This window comes from Curtobacterium sp. MCBD17_040, from assembly GCF_003234805.2.
In the GTDB taxonomy this organism is placed as follows: Bacteria; Actinomycetota; Actinomycetes; order Actinomycetales; family Microbacteriaceae; genus Curtobacterium.
The window spans coordinates 1,483,344-1,499,625 of sequence record NZ_CP126273.1 but is presented as its reverse complement, the minus strand read 5'-3'; the positions used below and the strand labels follow the sequence as shown (position 1 = coordinate 1,499,625).

The 16,282-nt window shown below is 73.0% G+C and carries 12 protein-coding genes; 3 read left to right on the top strand and 9 right to left on the bottom strand.

Features of this window, described 5'->3' with window-relative positions:
- Positions 1-6 precede the first annotated feature (6 nt).
- The 5 genes from DEI94_RS07085 to DEI94_RS07065 form a co-directional block, all read right to left on the bottom strand.
- Entirely contained in the window at positions 7-2,664 is a 2,658-nt protein-coding gene (locus DEI94_RS07085; RefSeq protein WP_111025998.1) for a phosphoenolpyruvate carboxylase, read from the bottom strand.
- 133 nt (positions 2,665-2,797) lie between these two features.
- On the bottom strand, positions 2,798-3,826 hold the full coding sequence (locus DEI94_RS07080) for a LacI family DNA-binding transcriptional regulator (protein WP_111025996.1): 1,029 nt from the start codon (positions 3,824-3,826) through the stop codon (positions 2,798-2,800).
- 31 nt (positions 3,827-3,857) lie between these two features.
- Positions 3,858-4,823: a carbohydrate ABC transporter permease gene (locus DEI94_RS07075; protein ID WP_258377956.1), complete on the bottom strand. Its 966-nt coding sequence runs from the start codon at positions 4,821-4,823 to the stop codon at positions 3,858-3,860.
- Positions 4,820-5,791 carry a carbohydrate ABC transporter permease gene (locus DEI94_RS07070; protein ID WP_258370061.1) on the bottom strand — a complete coding sequence of 324 codons (972 nt, stop codon included), beginning with the start codon at positions 5,789-5,791 and terminating at the stop codon, positions 4,820-4,822. The genes DEI94_RS07075 and DEI94_RS07070 overlap by 4 nt, the downstream gene beginning before the upstream one ends.
- Positions 5,778-7,127, bottom strand: a complete 1,350-nt coding sequence (locus DEI94_RS07065; protein WP_111025994.1) for an ABC transporter substrate-binding protein — start codon at positions 7,125-7,127, stop codon at positions 5,778-5,780. Before DEI94_RS07065 ends, DEI94_RS07070 begins: the two co-directional genes overlap by 14 nt.
- A 279-nt stretch (positions 7,128-7,406) precedes the next feature.
- On the opposite strand from DEI94_RS07065, the gene DEI94_RS07060 reads away from it, so the two are divergent.
- A complete protein-coding gene (locus DEI94_RS07060; RefSeq protein ID WP_111025992.1) occupies positions 7,407-9,605 on the top strand; it encodes a glycoside hydrolase family 36 protein in 2,199 nt (732 codons plus the stop codon).
- Between the two features lie 181 nt (positions 9,606-9,786).
- The gene (locus DEI94_RS07055; RefSeq protein WP_111025990.1) at positions 9,787-11,007 is read left to right on the top strand and encodes a toxic anion resistance protein; all 1,221 of its coding nucleotides are present in this window, start codon (positions 9,787-9,789) and stop codon (positions 11,005-11,007) included.
- Positions 11,008-11,028: 21 nt separating this feature from the next.
- Here DEI94_RS07055 and DEI94_RS07050 read toward each other — a convergent pair whose 3' ends face one another.
- Genes DEI94_RS07050 through DEI94_RS07040 form a run of 3 tightly spaced genes read right to left on the bottom strand, consistent with a single transcriptional unit; the run spans position 11,029 to position 13,750 of the window.
- Positions 11,029-11,859 carry a hypothetical protein gene (locus tag DEI94_RS07050; RefSeq protein WP_111025988.1) on the bottom strand — a complete coding sequence of 277 codons (831 nt, stop codon included), beginning with the start codon at positions 11,857-11,859 and terminating at the stop codon, positions 11,029-11,031.
- Positions 11,856-12,680: a heavy metal-binding domain-containing protein gene (locus DEI94_RS07045; protein ID WP_111008766.1), complete on the bottom strand. Its 825-nt coding sequence runs from the start codon at positions 12,678-12,680 to the stop codon at positions 11,856-11,858. The genes DEI94_RS07050 and DEI94_RS07045 overlap by 4 nt, the downstream gene beginning before the upstream one ends.
- Entirely contained in the window at positions 12,677-13,750 is a 1,074-nt protein-coding gene (locus tag DEI94_RS07040; RefSeq protein WP_111025986.1) for a heavy metal-binding domain-containing protein, read from the bottom strand. The genes DEI94_RS07045 and DEI94_RS07040 overlap by 4 nt, the downstream gene beginning before the upstream one ends.
- Positions 13,751-13,884: 134 nt before the next feature.
- Between DEI94_RS07040 and DEI94_RS07035 the strand changes: the two genes are divergently transcribed.
- The gene (locus DEI94_RS07035) at positions 13,885-14,760 is read left to right on the top strand and encodes a UbiA family prenyltransferase (protein WP_111008764.1); all 876 of its coding nucleotides are present in this window, start codon (positions 13,885-13,887) and stop codon (positions 14,758-14,760) included.
- Between the two features lie 19 nt (positions 14,761-14,779).
- On the opposite strand, the gene DEI94_RS07030 is transcribed toward DEI94_RS07035, so the two are convergent.
- A complete protein-coding gene (locus DEI94_RS07030; protein WP_111025984.1) occupies positions 14,780-16,036 on the bottom strand; it encodes an FAD-dependent oxidoreductase in 1,257 nt (418 codons plus the stop codon).
- Positions 16,037-16,282: the final 246 nt, after the last annotated feature.

Genomic DNA, 16,282 nt, shown 5'->3' with positions numbered 1-16,282 from the left:
ACGGGATCAACCCGTGTTCTGCAGACCGGCGGCCACGCCGTTCACGGTGAGGAGCAGCAGTCGATGGTCGGCGTCCTGCGGGTCGCCGTCGCTCGCGGTCCGGATGCCACGGAGCGCCCGGAGTTGCAGGAGCGACAGGGCGTCGACGTACGGGCTCCGCAGGCGGACGGCGCGGCTCAGGACGGGCCGGTCCTCGAGGACGTCCGACGAGCCGCTCGTCCGGAGCACCCAGGCGCGCGTCAGAGCCATCTCGTCGAGGACCATGCGGGCGAGGTCCGGGCGGTCGCCGAGCGCGAGGTACCGGTTCGCGATCGCCTCGTCGGTCTTCGCCAGGGACATCTCGACGTTCTTGATCATCGCCGAGAACAGCGGCCAGGACCGGTAGGCGTCCTGGAGCAGCTCGACGTCGCCGACCGCGGCCAGCGCCGACCCGAGGCCGTACCAGCCGGCCAGGTTGATGCGCGCCTGGGTCCACGAGAACACCCACGGGATGGCGCGGAGGTCCTCGAGGGACTCCACGGACAAGCCGCGACGGGCCGGCCGGGAGCCGAGCGCGAGGAGCCCGATCTCCTCCATCGGCGTGACGGTGGCGAACCACGGCGCGAACCCGTCCGCCTTGACGAGGTCGAAGAAGGCCGCGCGCGATGCGCGGTCCATCGTGGCGGCGACGTCCGCGAAGCGATCGGCGGCCGCGGCGGTCACGGACTCGTTCGAGGGCGCGGACGCCTGCAGGGTCGCAGCGGCCATCTGCTCGAGGTGCCGCGCGCCGATCGTCTTGTCGCCGTACTGGGCGAAGATGACCTCGCCCTGCTCGGTGATCTTGAGTCGGCCGTCGACCGACCCCGGCGGCTGCGCGAGCACGGCCTCGTTCGCCGGACCGCCGCCGCGGCCGAGCGCACCGCCCCGGCCGTGGAACAGCGTCAGCTCGATGTCATGGTCGGCAGCCCACGCGGCGATCCGGGCCTGGGCGTCGTACAGCGCGAACGTCGCCGACACCGGACCGACGTCCTTCGACGAGTCGGAGTACCCGAGCATCACCTCGAGCCGGCGCCCGGTCGCGGCGAGTCGACGTTCGACCGCGGGCAGGCGGACGGCCTCGTCGAGGATCCGCGTGCTCGCGTCGAGGTCGGCGAAGGTCTCGAAGAGCGGGACGACGTCGAGCACCGGCGCGGCCTCGGCGGACCCGAGTGCGGCCTCGGCGAGCTCGAACACCGTGGCGATGTCCTCGGACGACTGCGTGAACGAGATGACGTACCGGCACGCCGCCCGCACGCCGTACCGCGCCTGCAGGGACGCGATCGCCCGGAACACCGCGAGCACCTCGTCCGTCATCGGGCTGTGCTCGACGCCGGCACGGACCTCGGCGAGGGCGGTTCGATGCACCTGCGAGTGCTGCCGGACCTCGAGCTCCGCGAGGTGGAAGCCGAAGGTCTCCACCTGCCAGATCAGGTTCTGGAGCTCGCCGTGGGCCGCGCGCTCGGCGCCGGCTGCGGCGAGCGAGCCCTGGACGGTCCGGAGGTCGGCGAGCAGGTCCTCGGGCGAGGCGTACGCGAGCGGGACGTCCTCGCGCCGGGTCGCGTCGATGCGGGCCGCGACGAACAGGAGCACGCGGCGGTGGACCTCCTGCGGCGCGCGGACCGCGATGCGCGCCGCGACGTCGGCGTCGAGCGCCTGCTGGGCGTCGTCGAGCGCGGTGAGGTCGGCCGTCGGCGGGGTGCCGCCGTCGTCGAGGGTCAGCGCGTCGGCGATCCGGGTCGCGGCGCGGGTCAGCCCGAGCAGGACGTGCTCGGACTGGATCCGGGCCGCCTCGAGCGTGACCTCGGCGGTGACGTGGGGGTTGCCGTCGCGGTCGCCGCCGATCCAGCTGCCGAGGCGGATGAACGCCGGGGCGGCCACCGGACGGCGCCCGGCGTCGTCGCCGAGGAGGCGGTCGTCGAGCAGCCGGTACACCGCCGGCACGATCTCGAACAGCGTCTGGTCGAAGACGCTCATCGCCGTGCGGACCTCGTCGAGCGGGGTGGGACGCGTGGGCCGGAGGGGCGAGGTACGCCAGAGCGTCTCGACCTCCTCGAGCAGGCGGCGGGCGTTCTCGGCACCGTCGACGGCGTTCCGGACGGCGTCCCGTGCGTCGAGCAGGTCGCTGATCCGGCGGATCGTCGTGGCCACGGCTCGGCGTCGGGCCTCGGTCGGATGCGCCGTGAGCACCGGGTGGAACCGGAGGGCCGCCAGGCGGGTGGCCGCCTCGTCCTCGCCGAGTGCGTCACGCAGTCCGGCGAGGGTCGCCGCGATCGAGTCCCCCGGCGTGCCCCCCACGTCACCACGGCGTCGGAGGACGCGGACGCGGTGGTGCTCCTCGGCGAGGTTGCTGAGGTGGAAGTAACAGGTGAAGGCCCGGGCGACCTGCTCCGCGCGGTCCTGGTCGAAGCCCTCGACGATCTCCTGGGCCCGGTCGATGGCCCGGTCGTCCGTGCCCTCGTACGCGTCGATCACGGCGGCGCGCAGGGCCTCCACGTCGGCGAACAGGGCTTCGCCGCCGGTCTCGCGGAGCACCCGCCCGAGCAGGTTCCCGAGGAAGCTGACGTCGCCGCGCAGGTCGTCGTCGACCTCGCCCCGGACGTCGTCGCGTGGCCGGTCGTGGCGGGCCGTGCCGTCGATCGTGGTCATCGTCGTTCCTCCGAGGGATGGGCGGGGTGCACACACGTGAGTACCACATCGTGCTCGCCGGGCGCGATTCGCGTGACGCCGGGAGGCCCGGGTCGGCCCGGCGGGAGCGTCCGAGCGGGGACCGTCGAACGCGTCACGGTCGCGCGGCGGCGCGGGGTGCGCCCGACGAGCCGCGGACCACGAGGGAGGGCCGGATCGCCCGCGCGGTCGGGGGCGGGGCACCCGCCATCGTCGCGCGCAGGACCTCGAACGCGGCGCGGCCCAGTCCGGCGAAGTCCATCCGGACGGTGGTGAGCCCGGGCGTCCACACCTCGGCGAGGGGCATGTCGTCGAACCCGACCACGCTGACGTCGCCGGGGACGGCGCGGCCCTGGTCCGCCATCGCCCGGAGCACGCCCATCGCGACCTCGTCGTTGAAGCAGAACACGGCGGTCGCGTCGTCCGGGAGCTGCTCGATCGCGGCGGCCCGGGCGCTCATCGGGGCCCAGTCCGTGGCGACCACGGGCGGCACCGGCGCGTCGCGGGCGGCGAGCTCGGCCAGGTACCCGTACGTCCGGCCGTGCCCGATGTCGTTCGGGTAGTCGACGGCGAGATGGTGGACCGTGCGGTGACCGAGCGCGAGCAGGTGCTCGGTCGCCAGTCGCGCACCGAGTTCGTCGTCGAGCCATGCGTAGGGCAGGCCCGACCGGTTCGTGCCGACCATCGCCGCGGTGGCGGTCGGCATGGTCGCGGGGATCCGCGCCAGTGCCGCCGTCACGAACTCGTCGAACTCGATGCCGATGATCCCGGACAACGGCTGGGACAGCACGAGCTCGACCGCGGACCGGACGTGGTCGGGGTCCCCGTTCTCGACGACCGTGATCGTGACGAGGAAGTCGCCCTCACGCGCGGCCTCCTCGATGCCCCGGAGCACCGAGGCGAACCCGTACCGGGTCGTGTTCCCGGTGATGACGCCGATCATCTTCTGGCGACCCGACTTGAGCGCGCGGGCCGCCTCGTTCGGCCGGTAGCCCAGTCGGACGATGGCGTCCTGCACGGCGGTCCGACGCCGCTCGCTCACGACCCCCGGGTCGTTGAGGACGCGGGAGACGGTCGCGACCGAGACGCCGGCCATCCGGGCGACGTCCGCGATGCCCGGCGCGCGGGGCGGACGCTCGACCATCGGACGATGCTATCCCGACACCACGCGCCGGTCACTTGATGCCGGACTCCGCGATGCCCTGCACGAACTGCCGCTGGAAGACGAAGAACACGATCATCACGGGGATCATCGAGATGAGCGTGATCGCCATGATCTCGTCCCACGGGTGCGAGTAGGACCCGTTCAGCGAGGACAAGCCCACGGAGATCGTGTAGCTCTCCGGCTTCTGCAGGGCGACGAGCGGCCAGACGAAGTCGTTCCACCGCCACACGAACGTCAGGATCGTCAGGACCGCGACGAGCGGGCCGCACGCCGGCAGCACGACGGTCCGGAAGGTGCGGAACTCCCCCGCGCCGTCGACCCGAGCCGCTTCGATGAGCTCGGTCGGGATCGCCTGGATGTACTGCCGGGCCATGAAGATCGAGACGGCCTGTGCCGCCGAGGGCAGGATCACGGCCCACGGGGTGCCGACGAGTCCGAGCTTCGAGATGATGACGAACTCGGGCACCATGACCACCTGGATCGGCACCATGATCGTCACGAGCATCGCGCCGAACAGCAGGTTCCGTCCGCGGAACGAGAACTTCGCGAACGCGTACCCGGCGAGCACGCTGATGAACACCGAGATGACGACCCCGGCGACCGCGATGACCACCGAGTTGACCAGCCACGTCAGCACCGGCTGGTCCGCGAACGCCTTGGCGAACACCCCGAGGTCGACCCGATGCGGCCACAGCGAGAACCCCGACGTCTGGGCGAGGCCGCCCGGGCTGATCGCGGTGACGAACACCCAGTAGACCGGGAACACCATGACGAGTCCCCCGAGGACCATCGCCGCCCAGATGACCCACCGCGCGGGGGTCATCCGGTCCTGGATCGGTACGCGGCGGTCGGGACGGGTGCGCACGACGCGTGCCGTGCCTCCCGGACGACCGGCCGTGGAGCGTCCGACGGCACGGGCGGGAACGGCGGTGGAGCTGCCGACCCGCTCGACGGGACGCGATGCCGACGTGCTCATGCCTGGTCCTCCTCGGTGCGGCGCGCGAGGACGTTCCGCACCAGTGTCAGCAGGAGCAGCGTCAGCACGAGGAGCACGCCGACGGCGGACGCGTACCCCATCGTCCCCTGCGTGAACGCGGCCCGGAAGATGTACTGCACGAGCACGGTCGTCGAGAACCCGGGGCCACCGCCGGTGAGCACGTAGATGACGTCGAACGCCTGGATCGAGAAGACCACGTTGAGCACGACGAGGATGTAGGTCGTCGGTCGCAGCAGCGGCCAGACGATGTTCGAGAAGCGCTTGCCACTGCCGGCACCGTCGACGCTCGCCGCCTCGAGCACGCTCGGGTTGATGTTCTGCAACGCCGCCAGGTAGGTCACCATGCAGAACCCGATCCGTCCCCAGACCACCGTGAGGATGACCGTGGCCATGGCCCAGTGCGGCGACGACAACCAGGTGATCCGCGGGAGCCCGAGCGCCTGGAGCGCGGCGTTCGCGATCCCGTTGTCGGCGTTGAAGATCCACGCCATGACGAGCGACACGGCCACGCCGGACACGACCATCGGCAGGAAGTACAGGCTGCGGATGACGCCGCGGCCGGGGAGCCTGCGGTTGAGGAGCACGGCGAGCAGCAGCCCGATCGCCGCCGACGTCGGCACCGTGCCGAGCGTGAACACGACGGTGTTCCACACGCTCGTCCAGAACACCGGGTCGCTCGGGATGTCGGCGTAGTTCTTCCCACCGATCCAGCTCCCGCCGCCGAACGTCTGCACGTCCTGGAACGACAGCACGACGGACACGATGATCGGTCCGAACGCGAACACGACGAAGAGGAGCAGCGACGGGGCGACGAAGGTCCACGGCACGGCGACCGGGACGCGACGCCGCCCGCCCCGACGCGGCGGCCGCCCGCCGGTGCGGGACGACGGCCGCACGTCGACCGACCCGACCACCCCGCGCGCGGCGACCTCGCTAGCCGACGACACGGCTGATCCCGTCCGAGATGTTCTTCGCCGTCTCCTTCGGGGTCTGCGTCCCGATGAAGCAGAGGTCGAGCTGGTCGGCGAGCACCTCGTTGATCTGGTTGAACTGCGGGCTCGTCTCGATCTTCGCCATGTTCGTCGGGATCGTGGCGACCTGCTCCACGAACGTCTTCATCTGGTCGTTGTTGGACCTGAAGTGCAGCGAGTCGGCGTCGAGCGCGGTGCGGATCGGCAGGAACAGGTCGTTCTCGCAGAAGTACTCCATGTTCGCCTGGTTGCAGACGAACTTGATGAAGTCGGCGGCGACGTCGGGGTGCTTCGACGACTTCGAGACGCCGAGCAGGTTCCCGCCGAGGTCGGACGCGGCCTTCTTGCCCTTCGGCATGTACGTGACGTCCCACTTCGATTGATCGAGGCCCTTGCCGACGTCCCCCATGAGCCAGTCGCCGTAGAGCATGACGCCGACCTGACCGGTCGTGAAGCTGTTGAGCGTCGAGGCGTCGTTCGAGGCCTTGATCGTGTTCGACTTCGGGATGAGGCCGTCGTTGTACAGGCCCTGGAACCAGTCGAGCGCGGCGATGCCCTTCTTGGTGTTGATCATCGGCTTCTTCAGGTCGTTGTCGAGCAGCCGGCCGCCCATCATGTAGAGGAACGGGAGCCAGCGGTAGGCCGTGTTCGGACCGCCGAAGCCGTAGACCATGCCGTACTTGCCGGTCTGCTTCTTGACCTTGACGAGCAGGTCGTGGAACTCGGACAGCGACCACGCCTGCCCGATGCTCGCCGGGGGCTGCTCGCCGATCGCCGCGAAGACGTCCTTGCGGTAGTAGGTCGCGAACGTGTCGGTGTGTTGCGGGATCGCGTGCGGCTTGCCGTCGAGCAGCGACGCCTGCCAGAAGCTCTTCTGGAACCCCTTGCCGTACCGCGCGGGGACCCACTTCGACAGGTCGATGAGGCCGCCGTTCTCGGCGTACCGGCCGAACGACTGCCACGTCACGCGGACGATGTCGGGCGCGCTCCCACCGCTGAGCTGTGTCGTGAACCACTGGTTGAAGTCGCCGCCAGGCGTCTTCTGGATCTTGATGTTCACCCCGGGATGCGTCTTCTTGTACGCCGCGGCGAACTTCGCGTACGTGACGAGGTCCGCGGCGATGTCCCACGTCGACAGGACGAGGTCGGCCTTCACGTTCTTCGGGATGGCGGCCTCGGCGGCGCCGGACGGCACGCCGGCGACTGCGAGGGGGGACAGCAGGGCCCCGCCCGCGATGGCCGCGCCCATGCCGACGAACCCACGGCGCGAGAGCCGTCCGTCGTCTCCGGGCTGGGCTTTCTGATCGTTCACGGACGCCTCCTCGAGTCCTGACGAGACCGCCGGCGGGCACGCCGACGGACCACCGGCGCCATCGCCGATGGAGCCCCGCGGACGGGGTGTCCGCCTGGGCCAGATGTCGGTCCCGGGCTGCTCGGCTCCGGAACGTGGGGATGATCATGTCCGGCTGCCGGGAAGCCGGTCAAGCGCGTTCGGTAACGGGATGATAACGAATGTAAACGTTACCAAAACCGCTCTCGCGGTGCTACGGTCGCCGCTGACCGACCCGTCCGACCGATGCAAGGAAGCACCGTGACGCACTTCTCCTGGGAACCCTCATCCCTCACCCTGACGTTCGCCGCCGACCAGGACGGGCCGGTCCGGCTCGTGTCACTGGCGGGTCCGGCCGCTCCGGCGCCGCGGATCCAGGACGACCTGCTGCCCACGCAGCCCCTCGTCGAGGTGCTCGCGCCCCGGTACGGGCGGCGGAACAACAGCTACCGGTTCGACGGCACCGAACTCGGCGCGGGCCTCCGGTACGTCACGCACGTCGCGACGACCGAGCCCGCGACCGACGGACGGCCCGGGCGCGAGTGCCTCGAGATCCGCCAGGAGCACCCCGACGGGCTCGTCGTGACCTCGCGGTTCGAGCTCGTCGGCGGAGCGCCCGCCGTCCGCACCGCGACGACCGTGTCGCTCCGTGACGGCGCGGCTCCCCTCACGCTCTGGGCGGTCACGAGTCTCGCCACCGGGGCCGTGGTCTCCGAGGACATCGACGACCTCGACATCTGGTCGGCGCGCACCGGGTGGTCCGCCGAGAACCGGTGGGCGCCCACCCCGCTCCGCGCTCCCGGTCTGCCGTCCATCGACCCCGGGGCGCGCGGCGAGACGAGCCGGAACCGCATCGCCGCCACGAGCACCTCGACGTGGTCGTCCGGCCTGTACAACCCCGCGGGTGCCGCCGTCGCCCGGAGCACCGGCCGAACCCTCGCGTGGCAGATCGAGCACAACGGCGCCTGGCACTGGGAGGTCGGCGAGGACCCCGACTGGAACCGGGGCGCCGTGCCGATCGAGGACCGGGTCCGCGCGCCGGAGCCGTACGGACCACCGAAGGGCGACCGCTCGCACGACGGTGCCTACGTCGCGCTGCTCGGCCCCGAGGACGCCGACCACCAGTGGTCGCTCACCCTGACGCCCGACGTGACGTTCACGACCGTGCCCGTCACCGTGACCGTCGCGGCGTCGTTCGAGGACGCCCTCGGGAACCTCGCCACACATCGACGCGCGGCCCGACGACCGCACCCCGTCGGTGACACGCTGCCCGTGGTGTTCAACGACTACATGAACACGCTCGAGGGCGACCCGACCACGGCGAAGCTCCTGCCGCTCGTCGACGCAGCAGCGCGGGCCGGTGCCGAGTACTTCTGCATCGACGCCGGCTGGTACGACGACTCCGCCGGATGGTGGGCGAGCGTCGGCGACTGGCGGCCGTCCACCCTGCGGTTCCCGGACGGCTTCGGCGCGGTCGTCGACCACATCCGGGACCGTGGCATGGTGCCCGGGGTCTGGCTCGAACCCGAGGTGGTCGGCGTCACGAGCACCGCGGCCGAGACGCTCCCCGACGAGGCGTTCCTCCGACGGCACGGCGAACGGATCCGCGAGCACCAGCGGTACTTCCTCGACATGCGCTCCCCGGCGGCACGCGCACACCTCGACGAGGCGGTCGACCGGCTCATCGCCGAGTTCGGCATCGGCTACTTCAAGTTCGACTACAACGTCACGCCCGGCGCCGGCACGGACGTCGGCGCCGAGTCCGCGGGCCAGGGCCTGCTCGAACACGACCGGGCGCTGCTGGCGTGGCTCGGCGACGTGCTCGACCGCCACCCGGACCTGGTCATCGAGAACTGCGGATCCGGGGCCATGCGCTCGGATCCCGCGATGCTCGGCACCCTGCAGCTGCAGTCCACCTCGGACCAGCAGGACCCGCTCCTGTACCCGGCGATCGCCGTCGGGGCCCTCGCACACGTGCTGCCCGAGCAGGCGGGCAACTGGGCGTACCCGCAGCCGACGATGTCGGACGAGGAGATCGTGTTCGCGATGGGTGCCGGGCTCGCCGGTCGCCTGTACCTCGCGGGCGTGCTCAGCGGCATGGACGACGACCAGCTCGCCCTGGTCGGTGCCGCCGTGGAGGCCCACCAGGCCACCAAGCACACCCTCGCCCGCGCGGTCCCCCGGTTCCCGACCGGGCTGCCGACGTGGGACGACCAGTGGCTGTCGGTCGCGTTCGACGCCGGTGACGAGACGCTCCTGGTGGTGTGGCGCCTCCCGGCCGCGGCCGGCGACGTCGAGCTCGCCCTGCCGCACCTGGGTGGCAGCGTGCCGACCGTCGAGCAGGTCTACCCGCCCGCCGGCGTCGGCGCGCCCTGGTCCGTCACGCCCACCACCGCCGGGCTGACGATCGGCACCGAGGCGGGGAACGCGCAGGCGCGGATGTACCGGTTGACGGTCTGAGGAGGAACGGCCGCGACGGCGGGCCGCCCCACCAGGAGCGGGCGGCCGCGCCCGGATCGCGCTGCGCCCGTCGGCCCTGGACGATGACCGTCTTCTCAGGGAGCCGTCCGGCGCACACCACGCCGCCGGCCCTACGCTGGGCGCGGGCGCCGACGGCCGGTCGCCGGAGGGGGAACACCGCATGTCCGAACTCGACCTCGACGCACCGCTGACCCCGCCGGAGCCCACCGGGCAGGAGCTCCAGCTCACGCCGCCGGCCGCCGTGCCCGAGGTGGAGCCGGACCAGGCCGTCGGCATGGTGGCCGTCCCCGCCGACAAGCGGTCGGAACTGCAGGACAAGGCCCGCGCCTTCGCCGATGCACTCGCCGCCGAGCAGCCCGGCAGCCCCGAGTTCACGAAGCGGGTCGACGACCTCGTGCGGATGGGCGAACAGGACATCCGGTCGGCGTCGCAGGTGTCGAGCCGCATGCTCGAGCGGCCCGCCACGTCGCTCGCCGCCGCGAAGGGCCAGGGCCCGGCGGGTGATCCGCAGGCGGCGGTGGCCCGGACGCTGCAGGACCTCCGCGAGACCGTCACGGACCTCGACCCCGCGCGCGCCGAGTTGACCGGCGCCCGCCGCCTGCTCGGTCGATTGCCGGGCGCGAACCGGATCGCCCGGTACTTCCACAAGTACGAGTCCGCGCAGCAGCAGCTCGACGCGGTCATCACGGCGCTCGTGTCCGGTCAGGACTCGTTGCGCCGGGACAACGCCGCCATCGAGCAGGAGCGGGCGGAGCTGTGGGCCACGATGGGACGACTCGCGGAGTACGCGACGCTGGCGGCCGCCCTCGACGACGCGATCAGCGCGAAGGCCGAGGCGCTCCGGGCCTCGGACGGCCGCGCGGCGGACGCACTGGTCGCCGACGCGCTGTTCCCCGTGCGGCAGCGGCGGCAGGACCTCGCGACGCAGATCGCCGTGTCCGTGCAGGGGTACCTGGCGCTCGACCTCATCCGCAAGAACAACCTCGAGCTCATCCGCGGCGTCGACCGCGCACGGACGACCACCGTCGCCGCGCTCCGCACGGCCATCGTCGTCGCGCAGGCGCTCGGGCAGCAGCGGCTCGTCCTCGAACAGGTCGCCGCGCTCAACTCGGCGACCGACGCGATGATCGGCCGGACGAGCGACCTGCTCCGGCAGCAGACCGCGGCCGTGCACGAGCAGGCGACGTCGTCCGGGGTCAGCGTCGAGACCCTCCAGCACGCGTTCGACCAGGTGTTCGCGACGATGGACGCGATCGACGCCTACCGAGCGGGTGCCGTGCAGTCCATGGCGACGACGGTGGACGCGCTGGGCGCGCAGGTCGAGCGTGCCCGCGGAGCGCTCGCTCGTTCCCACGCCGAGGACGCGAGCCGGACCGCCTGACGCGCGTGGCAGGCCGGGCGGCTAGGGCAGGTCGAGCCGGGAGGTCCGGAACCGGTCGTCGAGGAAGCGCCCGTTGACGAGGAGGGCGTCGGCGTCGCGTTCGACGGCCGCGTCGCGCATCCGCGCGGCCGCCTGCTCGAGCGCGGTGAGCTGCTGGACGAGCGCCTCGGCCGGCGTCCGGCCGTCGGACAGCCGGTGGTGCGCCGCCCACTCCGCCGGGAGCGCGAGGTACGCCCGCAGCGTCTCGGGCAGGTAGTCGGTCGCCGTCCGGGTGACGACGACCTCGGGTTCGCCGGTGCCGGTGACGCGCGGCAGGGCCTCCTGGAGGGCCGTGGCGATCCGGTCGACGATCGCGGCGGCCGGCTCGGGCACGCGTCCGGCGACGGCCGCGCGGAGCGGGAGCAGACCGCCGGCGACGTCCGACGGGTCGACGCGCACGACGTCGGCGGCCGGGGCGACACCGAGGGCTGCGAGCGCCCGTGCGGCCACGGCCGCGTCGCCGGCGGCGTCCGCGGCCACCGCGGCGACCTCGCCCGCGAACGCCTGGAGCCATGCGCCGAGCGGCATCGCCCGACGCGCGATCACGACGCCGCCCGAGACCTGCGCGGCCTCCCCCGTGAGTCGGTGCCGCTCGAGGCGCAACGTCATGCGCGCGTCGACGCCCTCGAGCCGGAGGGCGGTCACCGTCCCGGGACGCCCGGCGAGGCGATCGCCGAGCGACCGGTCGCGCTCGACCGAGAGCGCCGCGTCGGCCGCGGGGCCGAGCGCGCGCGCGGAGTTCACCGCGAGCGCCTCGACGAGCGCCTGCGGCTCGTCCGCGGACGGCAGGGGCACCGGGAGCGACACGGTCATCGGTCGGTGAGCGGCAGCACGAGCCCCGGCGTGGCGATGACGTGGTCCTCGCGCAGGGGCCGGACCGCGGTGCCGATCGCGAAGAACTCCGTCGTGTGGCCGCCCCACCGGTGCGGCAGCGACAGGAGCTGCACGCCGACGATGCCCTCGGCGTCGAGGTACTCGGCCTCGGTCTGCATCCGGCCCATCGCGAGCTCCCGCGCGTCGTAGAGGGCCTCGGTGTACTGCGGGATCTCGGTGTTCTGGCCGATCGTGCCGAGCGACGCCATCATGCCGCGGTGGGCGATGTGGTAGACACACGTGCCCATGACGAGGCCCTGGGGCGCGTACCCGGCCTGGATGAGGGTCCAGAAGTCCTGCCCGGACAGGTCCGACGTGAACGGCAGGCCCCGGGTGTTGCGCCACTTGCCCGTGGGCGGCGGGGCGTCCGCGACGACGGCGGTGCCGACCGCGACGAACTCGGCGAGGTCGTTGCCGTACTCCTTGAACTCGATCTCGAGCCGGACACCGACGATGCCGTCGGCACCGAGTCGGTCCGCCTCGGCCTCCATGCGCGTCATGGCGAGCTCCCGGGCGTGGTACATCGCCTGGCTGAGCTTGTCGAGCTCCATGTTCTTGCTCCAGCGTCCGGTCTGGATCCCGACGTGGTAGACGCTCGAGCCGAGGACGAGGCCGACCGGACGGAACCCGGCCTGCCGCACGAGCAGGAACTCGTTGACCGACAGGTCCGACGTGAACAGGCGGCGCCGTCCCTCGTCGAGGCGCGCGGTGGCGTCGGCGGGGAGCGGGACGCGGGACAGGTCGGGTCCGGTGGTGCTCATCGGCGGGTGGTTCCTCTCGTGGTGTCGCGGAGCGGGATCACGGTCGTGACGTCGCGCCGGGCGGCGGCGGTCGCGGAGTGGTCGCGGAACGCGTGCATGGGGCCCGGCGCGATGACCGTGCCGGTGAAGGTCGCTTCGGCGTGGAGGTCGACCTCCTCGCCGCACGGGGTGTCGAACTCGCCGAGGCTGCTGCCGGTGATGACGATGTCCGAGCCGTTCAGCGGTGCGGCGCGACGGGTGAGCTGCACCCGGGCGTCGTGACGGGCGGCGTTCACGAGTTCGGTGAGGCCCTCGATCTCGACGTTGCCCGACCAGACGCTCCGCTGTGACTTGAGGAGCGGGTCCTCGTGCTTCGTGGCGATGGAGACGCCGAACGCCATCCCGCGTGGGACCCAGCCCGAGCGGATGAGGGCGGCGACCTCCTCGGCGGTCGACCCGGCCGCCCAGACGTCGCGTGCCGACCGCGCGTGCGGCGAGACCGAGGCGTCGAGCGTGCGCACCGCGGTGCCGGTCGCCGTGAACTCGTGGGTCGCGGTCTCCAGCCGCGTGCGCCGGATGCGGACACCGACGACACCGTCGGCGCCGAGGGCCGCAGCCTCGGCGATCATCCGGTCGAGCGCCCCGTGCCAGGCCTCCTGCACGGCGTGGACGTAGGAGCCGAAGCCGGCGTTCCGGCCGTCGCTCCCCGTGGTGAGGACGGGCGAGGTCCAGGGGACGTACCCGCCGGGCTGGGAGGCGAACGGACCCGAGGCGAAGGGTCCGGACCCGAAGCCGCCCGAGCCGAACGGTCCCGAGCGTCCGAGGGTCGCCGTGCCGGAACCGTTGGGGAAGGCCGAGTACCCGCCGCCGAACGGGATGTTCAGCCCCGACGACCAGATGCCACATCCGCCACCGGCGTAGGCGAGCTGCTCGACCACGCACCCGAAGACCTCGCCGACCGGCGCGAGGTCGACCGCGCGGATCGCGGCCGCGCCAGCGGCGGACAGCAACGACCCGGCCACGCCGCTCGACCGCTGGCGTTCGATGCGGTCGTGCGCGGCGGGCGGCAGCCCCCCGGCCCAGCCGTCCATGCGTTCCCCTCCGTCGGCCCGGTTCGGCGCGCGGACGGCGCGCGGACACGGGGGACCCCGCCAGCATGCCAGGCGCGGGGCGCGCTGGGAACGGCGAGAACGCTCAGGTTCCCGGCAGTCCGTAGGCTGGCGCCGTGACCTCCCGGGTGCGTCTGCTCCTCGCCGCGTCGCACCCGGGTCCGACCGTGGCCGTGACCGTGCTCGCCACGGTGATCGCCGTCGCCGTCGGACACCCGGTGTGGAGCGTGCTCCTCGTCGCGCTCGCGGTGTTCGCGGGCCAGCTGTCGATCGGCCTGGCGAACGACTGGATCGACGCCGACCGCGACCGTGCCGTCGGCCGCAGCGACAAGCCCGTCGCGCGCGGGCTCGTGCCCGTCGCGACGGTCCGCCGCGCGGCGATCGGCACCGCCGTCGCCGCGGTGCTGCTGTCCGTACCGCTCGGACTGGTCGCGGGTGCCGCGCACCTCGTCCTCGTCGCCGCGGGGTGGGCGTACGACGCCGGACTCAAGCGCCGCGTGTGGTCCGTCGCCCCGTTCGTCGTCGCGTTCGGGCTGCTGCCGGTCGTGGCGGTGTCCGCCGACAGCGGCCTCGGGCCCGGCGGGATGCCAGCGGTGTGGCCGGCGCCCTGGGCGATCGCCACCGGCGCGGTGTTCGGCGTCGCGATCCACTGCACGAACGTGTTGCCGGACCTCGTCGACGACGCCGCCACCGGGGTCCGGGGATTCCCGCATCGTCTGGGGCTGCACGCGTCGGGCGTCCTGGCGTTCGCCGCGCTCGTCGTGGCGGACGGGCTCGTGCTCGTCGGACAGACGACCGGCGACGACCCCGCGCGGGGTCCGGCGCTCGCCCTGGCGGTCGCGGGCGCGGTCGCGGTGGTCGTCCTCGCCGCGGTGGGCATCCGCCTCGTGCTCACCGGTCCCCCGACGCGCACGCTGTTCCGCCTCGTCATCATCGCGTCGCTCGTGGTCGTGGTGCAGCTGGCGCTCTCCGGCGCACGGCTCGCGGCGTGACCCGCCTGGGACGTCGCCCTCAGGCCCACCGCATGGCGTAGACGCGGGCCAGGGCGTCCGCGGTCGGCAGGGCCAGGAGCGTCCGCAGCAGGGCCTCCCGGACCGCGAGCGCGGGGCCGGCAGCCGGTCGCCCGAGCGCCATGTTCAGCTCGGCCTGCCGCGCGGCCCGACGCGCCGCGGCCTGTCGGTGCCGCGCGTACTCCGGCCATGGGCCGGCGCTGCCGGTGGCCACGGCCTGGGCGAGGATCGGTGCGAGCGCGGCCGCGTCGAGCCATCCCAGGTTCATGCCCTGCCCGCCGATCGGACTGATCTCGTGGGCGGCGTCGCCGACGAGCACGACCCGGCCCACCCCGACCCGCTCGGCGGTGCGGCGACGCACCCGGAACGGACTGAGCATGGTGCAGGTCTCCGGGTCCGCCTCGGTGCCGGTGCGCTCCCGGATCGTCCGCGCCAGGTGTGCGGCGGCGCGGGGGTCGGGGTCGTCCGGGTCGAGCGGCCGGCCCGGCGCGCGCGCGTCCCGATCGAGCGATGCGCCGTCCAGCCCGTGCCGGTCGGCGGGGTCCGAGCGGAGCACGACGTACCGGCGGCGACCGCCGGGCAGCGGGAACGACTCGACGACCCCGTGCCGACCGACGTCGACGAGTGCGGTGGTCGCGGGCGACGGGCCCGAGCCGCCGCGACCGGAGCACGGGGGTTCCGCGTCCGCGAAGTCGCCCATGACGTACCGGTCGCGGTAGTCCCGCCCGTGGCTGCGGACCCCGATGCGGTCGCGGACGACGCTCCGGGCGCCGTCCGCTCCGACGACGAACCGTGCGGTCAGCGTGACGGGCCCCTCCGGGCCGTTCCCCTGCGCGGTGACGCGGTCCCGCCGTCGTTCGAGCGCGGTGAGTGTCGTGCCCGTGCGGAGCGATCCCGGGGCGAGGGCCGCGAGACGCTCCCGGAGGATCGCCTCCGTGCGGTGCTGGTCGAGGGTCGCGACGAACGGATGGGTCGACGACGCTCGGGCGAACGACAGCGAGCCGATCGGACGTCCCCCGTTCCGCGCCGTCCCGCGGTCGACCCGCGCCGCCTCCGCGAGCACCGGTGCCGTCGCGCCGACCGCGGCGAGCGCGTCGAGCGACGGCGGGTGGATCCCGATCGCGCGGGAGCCGGACGGGGCTCCGGCGCGCCGTTCCCACACCGCGACGTCGACGCCGGCCTGCGCCAGGAGCGCGGCGAGGAAGAGGCCGACCGGACCGCCGCCGACGACGAGGACGTCCGTGCGCTCCTGCGACATGTCGCCGAGCCTAGTGACGGGACCGCACGGCCGTGCCGGGCCGCTTTACCTCGGTGGTCCGGACGGGCTATCTTCGGCCACACGGGCAGACCATGCTCGCCTTCGACCCGTCCGGACCCCGAATCCGGCAGCGGGTCCGGTCCGGACACGAGCAGCGTCGCTCGACCCGTCCCCACACGCCCCGAACCCGAACGGGAGCACCAGATGACGACGCACGCCCCTTCCGTGCTGCCCACGGCCGTGCCG

Excerpts from the sequence above, each read along its gene's own strand:
- DEI94_RS07085 (WP_111025998.1), bottom strand. The coding sequence starts at position 2,664 with ATGACCACGATCGACGGCACGGCCCGCCACGACCGGCCACGCGACGAC.
- DEI94_RS07080 (WP_111025996.1), bottom strand. The coding sequence starts at position 3,826 with ATGGTCGAGCGTCCGCCCCGCGCGCCGGGCATCGCGGACGTCGCCCGG.
- DEI94_RS07075 (WP_258377956.1), bottom strand. The coding sequence starts at position 4,823 with ATGAGCACGTCGGCATCGCGTCCCGTCGAGCGGGTCGGCAGCTCCACC.
- DEI94_RS07055 (WP_111025990.1), top strand. The coding sequence starts at position 9,787 with ATGTCCGAACTCGACCTCGACGCACCGCTGACCCCGCCGGAGCCCACC.
- DEI94_RS07050 (WP_111025988.1), bottom strand. The coding sequence starts at position 11,859 with ATGACCGTGTCGCTCCCGGTGCCCCTGCCGTCCGCGGACGAGCCGCAG.
- DEI94_RS07045 (WP_111008766.1), bottom strand. The coding sequence starts at position 12,680 with ATGAGCACCACCGGACCCGACCTGTCCCGCGTCCCGCTCCCCGCCGAC.
- DEI94_RS07040 (WP_111025986.1), bottom strand. The coding sequence starts at position 13,750 with ATGGACGGCTGGGCCGGGGGGCTGCCGCCCGCCGCGCACGACCGCATC.
- DEI94_RS07030 (WP_111025984.1), bottom strand. The coding sequence starts at position 16,036 with ATGTCGCAGGAGCGCACGGACGTCCTCGTCGTCGGCGGCGGTCCGGTC.